Below are 6549 nucleotides of genomic sequence, written 5' to 3' on the forward strand. Positions count from 1 at the left end.
GCTGGCGACGCCAGCCCGGCAGCGGCGGCGAATACACCGATCAGGACACTGCGTTTAAAGCCTTTGATGTTCATGATGCCTGCCAGATGTCGATTCTTACGGCGGTTGTTCGCGTGGCCGGTTGTGTATCGCTCCGCGTGGGAGTGGATAACCTGTACCCAGGGTTTCCGGTCGCCGTGGTGGCCGGAAAACACCCGCGCATCCCACTTGAGTATAGCCCAAGCCTGATGCGCAAGCCGGCAGGGGCTCTCCCCCCAGGGCCCTGGCACGCGAGCGAGGGCCTGTCTCAACAATACGCCTGTGAAGCTGTCGGCAACATGAAAACGTGTAGCGTCGTCTTTACGTTCACAGGTGTGCTGTATGCATGCGCGCGACTTGGGAAAGGTCGTACACATGAACCGGAAACGGACGGTATTTCCTTCTCGATGATTGCGTTTACATGGGCAGCCCATCCGGATGAGTGATAACAAGAAGGAAACCGCCCATGTCCACCGATTCCCTGCCAGGCGCCTTGCCGATCCACCCCCGCCAGGTCATCTGGTTGCTGCTGGCTGTCGCTGGCCTGAGTTTCATCACCGGTCTGTGCCTGTCCCATGGCCTGGTCCTCGACACCCATTGGCCCACCTATGCCGACATGCTCGCCAACCTTGACCGGCCAAGTGCGTGGCTGCGCTGGGTCATGGGCGACATCAGCGAATTCGCCTTCTACAAACACGAGTTCGCCAGCCTGGGCCTGCTGGCGGGCGCCGGCCTGGCCTGGTGGGCCAATGGCACCGGCAAGCGCTGGCAGGGTTTCGCCATCGCCTATGGCACCGGCCTGTGGCCCTGGCTGGTGACCAGCTCGCTCATCAGCCTGCTGTTGAGCAACCTGCTGTGGGGTTGGACCCTGGACGCCGACGGTTGGCAACCCACCTTCGTTGCCTTCGTGTCGCTGCCCGCCGCGCTGGTGCTGGTATTCGGCCCCGGCTGGAAAGTAACCCTCAACGGTGCGGTGCTGGGCGCTTTGCTCGTCACACCTGCCAGCTTGCTGCTGGTCAATTTCGTCTGCATGCCGTGGAACATTCCTGCGGTGGCGGGTGCCGTTTCCGGCATGGCCATGGCCAGTATCGTCGCCTTCGTGCTGTGCAAATGGTTCCCCATCCTGGTCACGCCCCGGCAGGCCGCCGAGGTTCCCCAGCCTCAGGCAGCTCAGGTCAGATACGGGCTGGCATGGGGCCTGCGCCGGGTACTTGCCGACTTCTCCGAAGCGCCATTCTTCGGCAACGAATGGGCCAGCCTCGGGTTGCTGGCGGGCGTGCTGTTGGCCTGGTGGCTGAACCCCGACAGCCCGGTGTATGGCACCGGTCTGTTGCTGCCGATCATCGCCGGCCAGGCCCTGAGCTCGGCGCTGGGTATCTACCTGTGGCGCGGCCACTGGATGGCCAAGGGCTGGTACCCCACCTACATCCCGATCGTGTCGGTAGTACCGGCGGCGGTCCTGACCCATGGCGGCAGTCCGCTGGTCGTGGCCCTGAGCGCAGTACTCGGCGCGCTGTTAGCGGCGCCGCTGGCCGATGGGCTGGCGCAGAAACTGCCGGCGTGGGTGCACCCGTTCGTGGCCAATGTGTTGTCGATGGCGGTGAGTACGCTGTTGATCGTGCCTTTCATCGGGTTGCTGATCGTGGCGAGTGCGTGCACCACGGGTTACCTGTAACGCTCGAGTTGGGGGCCTTGCTGGTCCTGTTTTTGCGCCAGGGCAGCCCGCAGAGTCCTGGTAACCGACCGCTTCATTCACTATCAGTATCAGCAATAAAGGTGGGCGCTCCAGATGTGATGTCGGAGGGCAATACCTCCATGTCAGAGGTTTCGCACTGTATTGTCGGAATGCGCCGACTTGGCTATTTAAAGGAATGCTTTTTAATGGGTGGGCAAAATCTGCTCAATGCCGCCATCGTCGCTTTGTCGCCCGACAGTCGTGGCCGCGGCGTCCTGGTGGTGATGAATGACGACATCCATGGCGCCCGCTGGGTACGCAAGACCCACGCCCTGGCCCTCGATGCCTTCACTTCGCCAGGCCACGGCCCGCTAGGAGGTATCGTCGAAGGGCGGCCGCACTTTCATCACCCCGCGTCGCCAAGAACGCCCCTGTCGGTGCCGGACCATACCGACCACCGCGTGGCATTGCTGGAAGCCACGCTGGATGGCGACACCCTGCTTCTCGATCAGATCGTGCCATTAGGGTATGCCGCGCTGGTGGTCAACGGCTTTGGCGCAGGCCATGTGCCCGAGCCCTGGGCCCAGCGGCTGGGGACATTGCCCAGCACATGCCGGTATGGATGGCTACGCGCACCGGGGGGGGCACCACCGCCCAGGCTTCCTATGGCTTCGCCGGCGGTGAAATGGACCTGCAGCGGCGCGGTGTCGTGATGGCGGGGGCACTGGATGCCCGAAAGGCGCGGATTCTGTTGTGGGTACTGGGCGGGCGTTCATCCTCGCAGCAGTGGCTCCAGGGCGGCAACGCCCGCCCTGAATCAAACCTTTCCCTCTATCCAACCTGCTTGGCCAGGCCTACGGTCCATGCTCGACTTTCGCCATTACAAGGACCGTAACCATGAAAGAGTACATCATCCTGCGCCGCGAACTCCCGCCCGCCAGCCACGCCCTGGTCGGGGTAAGGGCCGTAGAAGCCGACCCCTCCCTCACCGTGGAGCGCATTCCCGCCCACGCCTTGGCCGAGCTAATGGGCGAACCCGAAGTAGCCCTGGTTGCACCGAGAATGCCCACCCACCTGATCAAGCCCATGGCCGGCAAAGCCGACCCCAAGGCTGAGCCCTGGGGTGTTGAAACAGTCGCTGGCCGTAGCCGTTACACCGGTGCCGGCGTCACCGTGGCCGTGCTCGACACCGGCATCGACGCCGAGCACCCTGCCTTTGCCGGTGTCGAACTGGTCGAGAAAGACTTCAGCGGCTCGGGTAATGGTGATGCAGTGGGGCATGGCACCCACTGCGCCGGCGTCATCTTCGGCCGAGGCCTTGCCACCCGCATCGGCGTCGCCCCCGGCATCAGCCGGGCGTTGATCGGCAAAGTGCTGGACGACAAAGGCGGCGGCAGTTCGGAAATGATCTTCGAAGGCATGCTCTGGGCGCTCGAACAACGTGCCGATATCATCTCCATGTCGCTGGGCTTCGACTTCCCTGGCATGGTCAAGCGCCGCACGGGCCAAGGCTGGCCCGTGCAGTTGGCCACCTCCGAAGCCTTGGAAGCCTACCGCGGCAACCTGCGCATGTTTGACGCCATCATGGCCATGACCAAAGCCCGCGCGGCCTTCGGCACCAGCGCCCTGGTCGTCGCCGCTGCCGGTAACGAAAGCCGCCGCCAGGACGACCCCGACTACCGCCTCGCGGCCTCGTTGCCGGCCGCGGCGGACGACGTCATCTCCGTGGCTGCCCTTGGCCGCACAAGCGCGGGCCTCTTCAAAGTGGCTGACTTCTCCAACACGCTGGCCACCTTGTCGGCACCGGGCGTAGGCATCACCTCGGCGCGCACGGGTGGCGGTCTCAAAACCATGAGCGGCAGCAGCATGGCCTGCCCGCACGTGGCCGGGGTGGCGGCGTTATGGTGGGAAGCGATCGCGGCGTCGGGGAAAAAGGCCAACGCCCGAAACGTGCGTGCGCAGCTGATTGCCACGGCGAGGAGCGAGGGGTTTGAGCAGTGGGATGAAGTGGATATGGGACAGGGGGTGGTGGTAGCGCCCTGAAAGGGCTGCAACGCCAACCTTAGGTGCTGGCGCTCCAGCAACCCTGGCCGCGTCGGCATCCAGCACCGTATACCTGCCATGTCCGCGGCGCCTGGGGCGCGCGCAGGTCTGCTTGCTACAGGATCCGAGCAGAACAAGTCCTGTGAGCCCGTGTAGGACCGGGCGAAGCTCGGGAAGCAGACGCTGCATACCTTCTGCCCCGCTACGCTACCTGCCTCCCGAGCTAACGCGCCTTTGCGCCAGGCATAGGCGCGATTTGAATAGTCAACGAGGCCGTCCGCAGGGCACACCAAACCTCGTTCGCGAAAAGAAGTTTCAGCGGCAGACCCACTTCGGACGGACATGGCGAATAACTTTGAAACGTGCCGGCACATACTCCCGCACCTTGGACGCATCCTCACCCAAATAGCCAAGCGTCCCTCCGCAGCTGGCGCATTGCGGCTCGGGCTGATTCACGTGATTTTCGCGAGGCAGGTGTTCGGGCAGTGGTGTGCGGCGCGAAACTGCGCGAGGTGCCAGTTCGACTGGTGGTGTCATTTCCGCTTAGCTGACTTGCAGCTCTTCAAGCTCAACTCGAGTTGGTCGATCATTGCGTCCAGTCGCTCGGAGCTGCGACCGAACTGCTTACGAAGTAGCTTGGCGATCATCATTTTCACGCTCAATCTCTGCCCGCTGGGTCCACTAAAAATTATATGGCTCAAGGTCTGCAAGCTGGGACAGCAAGATTAAATGCTCCACTGCTTTTAACTTCTCAACATGATCGAGGGATGCCGATCCGCCAAGCATTAACGCTGGAACAGAACCATACATTTCGTCATGGCGTAGGGTTCCGAACTTTTTTCTTGCCCTGTCGAACAAGTCCTCTAAATCGTTGGATTTCACTTTTCTGGACACGATGAAGTCTTGGAGTTTACGATCCATTTGTTCGCGTGTGGGCTCAAAATCATGAATCACACATCGGGAAAAGACGCTGGTAATCTTCAACGAAAATCCTGTATTTTCACCCCAAAGGTACAGATCGCCAAAGGCACCACGTGCTATCAGGTGATAGGTGTCGCGTTTTTCAAGTTTTGTCCCCTCAATCCAGGAGGCGACTACACCCTCGTACTCTTGCGGGTTCACTATCCAAAAAATACCATTGCCATATCCGCACCATCCGTGCTCGGCCCAGTACTCCAGAAGCTGATCGGGCAGTTTGCGCCTATAGCGCTCGATACTGGAACTCGGAACGTCCTGGCGATCAACAGCGCCACCAAACCTCTCTAGAAACCTAGCGAAGCGAATACCTTGTCCACGGATGCCTCCTTCAGCACTTATGTAGTTTCACGTTAAGGAAAGTTGAGTTTCGCAGGAACCCTGGCACTTTCTCAGCAGATGCTTTGAGGTTTTCGATTTTTGGCCGCCATTGGGGGCCGATACTTGAGTTGACTTGCCGGTCGCCGAAATCACTGATGATATCCTTGTAGTGGTCTAATGAAACCGGACACCCATTTAGGCGAGAATGCTCGCCGCAGAGAGGTGTCTGATGACCAAGCAACGTCGTACCTTTACCCAGAGTTCAAGCGCGAGGCTGCGTGCCTGGTGCTCGACCAAGGCTACAGCCATACCGAAGCAGCCCGGTCGCTTGGGCTGGTTGAGTCGGCCTTGCGTCGTTGGGTGAAGCAGCTCAAGCAGGAACGCGGCGGTGTCACGCCGATCAGCAAAGCGCTAACGCCCGAGCAGCAAAAAATCCAAGAATTGGAAGCCCGTATCAATCGGCTGGAACGGGAAAAATTGATCTTAAAAAAGGCCACCGAGCTCTTGATGGCCGAGGAACACGAGCGTTCGCGTTAATCGATCAACTGCGGGCTCAAGAGCCGATTGATCTGTTGTGCTCGGTATTTGAAGTAACCCGATCTTGCTACTACGCGTACTGCCGGAAACGTCGGTATCCGGATGCCGAACGGGTGGTTTTGCGCAGCCGCGTGAACGAGTTGTTTACGCAAAGTCGAAGCGCTGCGGGAAGCCGGAGCATCATGCTGATGATGAAAGAGGACGGCATGCAGATCGGGCGATTCAAGGTACGTAGGTTGATGCGCGAGATGAACTTGATCAGCAAACAGCCGGGCTCCCATGCCTACAAAAAGGCTACCGTGGAGCGGCCTGATATCCCGAACGTGCTTGATCGAGAGTTCAACGTTACATCCCCGAACAAGGTCTGGTGCGGTGACATTACGTACATCTGGGCTGAAGGTCGGTGGCACTATCTGGCGGCTGTCATCGACCTTTGTGCCCGCCGTGTTGTGGGTTGGGCGCTCTCATCCAAGCCCGACGCCGACTTGGTAATCAAGGCATTGGACATGGCGTACGAGCAGCGTGGTAGGCCGCAAAACGTACTGTTTCACAGCGACCAAGGTAGCCAATACGGCAGCCGGAGTTTCCGCCAGAGACTATGGAGATACCGCTTCACGCAGAGCATGAGTCGGCGCGGCAACTGCCACGACAACGCGCCGATGGAGCGGCTATTTCGCAGCCTGAAGACTGAATGGATACCGACGGTGGGCTACATGAGCGCTGTGCTGGCACAGCAAGATATCAGTCGGTTTTTGATGGAGCGGTACAACTGGCGGCGACCGCATCAGTTCAACGAACGGCTAGCGCCTGCGGTCGCTGAGGAAAAACTCAATTTAGTGTCCGGGATCAGTTGACCACTACAGACCTGTGGCTGCGTCTTGTCGATCCAGCTTTTCAACTGAGCCAGTACTGGCAGGCTTCGTTCGTGACGACCGATCTTGCGTTCAGCGTCAGCGCAGTCTTTGAGATCGCGTTCGATG

General features: G+C 60.2%; 7 protein-coding genes and 2 pseudogenes. 5 read left to right on the forward strand and 4 right to left on the reverse strand.

What is annotated here, in order from left to right:
* The 4 genes from QBK88_RS30450 to QBK88_RS30465 all read left to right on the forward strand — a co-directional run.
* A partial coding sequence (locus QBK88_RS30450; RefSeq protein ID WP_277965008.1) for a hypothetical protein occupies positions 1–464 on the forward strand: 464 nt, incomplete at its 5' end.
* Positions 465–484: 20 nt separating this feature from the next.
* On the forward strand, positions 485–1693 hold the full coding sequence (locus tag QBK88_RS30455) for a hypothetical protein (RefSeq protein WP_277965009.1): 1209 nt from the start codon (positions 485–487) through the stop codon (positions 1691–1693).
* Positions 1694–1899: 206 nt separating this feature from the next.
* A complete protein-coding gene (locus QBK88_RS30460; protein WP_277965010.1) occupies positions 1900–2406 on the forward strand; it encodes an asparaginase domain-containing protein in 507 nt (168 codons plus the stop codon).
* 184 nt (positions 2407–2590) lie between these two features.
* A complete protein-coding gene (locus QBK88_RS30465; protein WP_277965011.1) occupies positions 2591–3736 on the forward strand; it encodes a S8 family peptidase in 1146 nt (381 codons plus the stop codon).
* A gap of 315 nt (positions 3737–4051) precedes the next feature.
* Here the strand turns inward: QBK88_RS30465 and QBK88_RS31025 are convergent, their stop codons facing one another.
* From QBK88_RS31025 to QBK88_RS30480, 4 genes and pseudogenes are all read right to left on the reverse strand, one after another.
* On the reverse strand, positions 4052–4273 hold the full coding sequence (locus QBK88_RS31025; protein ID WP_445765026.1) for an IS66 family transposase zinc-finger binding domain-containing protein: 222 nt from the start codon (positions 4271–4273) through the stop codon (positions 4052–4054).
* On the reverse strand, positions 4270–4386 hold the full coding sequence (locus QBK88_RS31030) for a transposase domain-containing protein (RefSeq protein ID WP_445765027.1): 117 nt from the start codon (positions 4384–4386) through the stop codon (positions 4270–4272). Before QBK88_RS31030 ends, QBK88_RS31025 begins: the two co-directional genes overlap by 4 nt.
* Before the next feature lie 31 nt (positions 4387–4417).
* A complete protein-coding gene (locus tag QBK88_RS30475; RefSeq protein WP_277965012.1) occupies positions 4418–5020 on the reverse strand; it encodes a GAD-like domain-containing protein in 603 nt (200 codons plus the stop codon).
* Between the two features lie 22 nt (positions 5021–5042).
* Positions 5043–5198 (reverse strand): annotated as a pseudogene (locus QBK88_RS30480) (polymorphic toxin type 15 domain-containing protein); the annotation flags it as partial.
* 63 nt (positions 5199–5261) lie between these two features.
* Between QBK88_RS30480 and QBK88_RS30485 the strand changes: the two are divergent.
* Positions 5262–6423: pseudogene (locus tag QBK88_RS30485) on the forward strand (IS3 family transposase).
* Positions 6424–6549 lie beyond the last annotated feature (126 nt).

The sequence above is a fragment of the Pseudomonas sp. RIT-To-2 genome, from assembly GCF_029623465.1.
Taxonomy (GTDB): Bacteria; Pseudomonadota; Gammaproteobacteria; order Pseudomonadales; family Pseudomonadaceae; genus Aquipseudomonas; species Aquipseudomonas silvicola.

Bases quoted from the DNA above. Each gene is read 5' to 3' on its own strand.
- QBK88_RS30455 (WP_277965009.1), top strand. From the start codon at position 485: ATGTCCACCGATTCCCTGCCAGGCGCCTTGCCGATCCACCCCCGCCAG.
- QBK88_RS30460 (WP_277965010.1), top strand. From the start codon at position 1,900: ATGGGTGGGCAAAATCTGCTCAATGCCGCCATCGTCGCTTTGTCGCCC.
- QBK88_RS30465 (WP_277965011.1), top strand. From the start codon at position 2,591: ATGAAAGAGTACATCATCCTGCGCCGCGAACTCCCGCCCGCCAGCCAC.
- QBK88_RS31025 (WP_445765026.1), bottom strand. From the start codon at position 4,273: ATGACACCACCAGTCGAACTGGCACCTCGCGCAGTTTCGCGCCGCACA.
- QBK88_RS31030 (WP_445765027.1), bottom strand. From the start codon at position 4,386: ATGATGATCGCCAAGCTACTTCGTAAGCAGTTCGGTCGCAGCTCCGAG.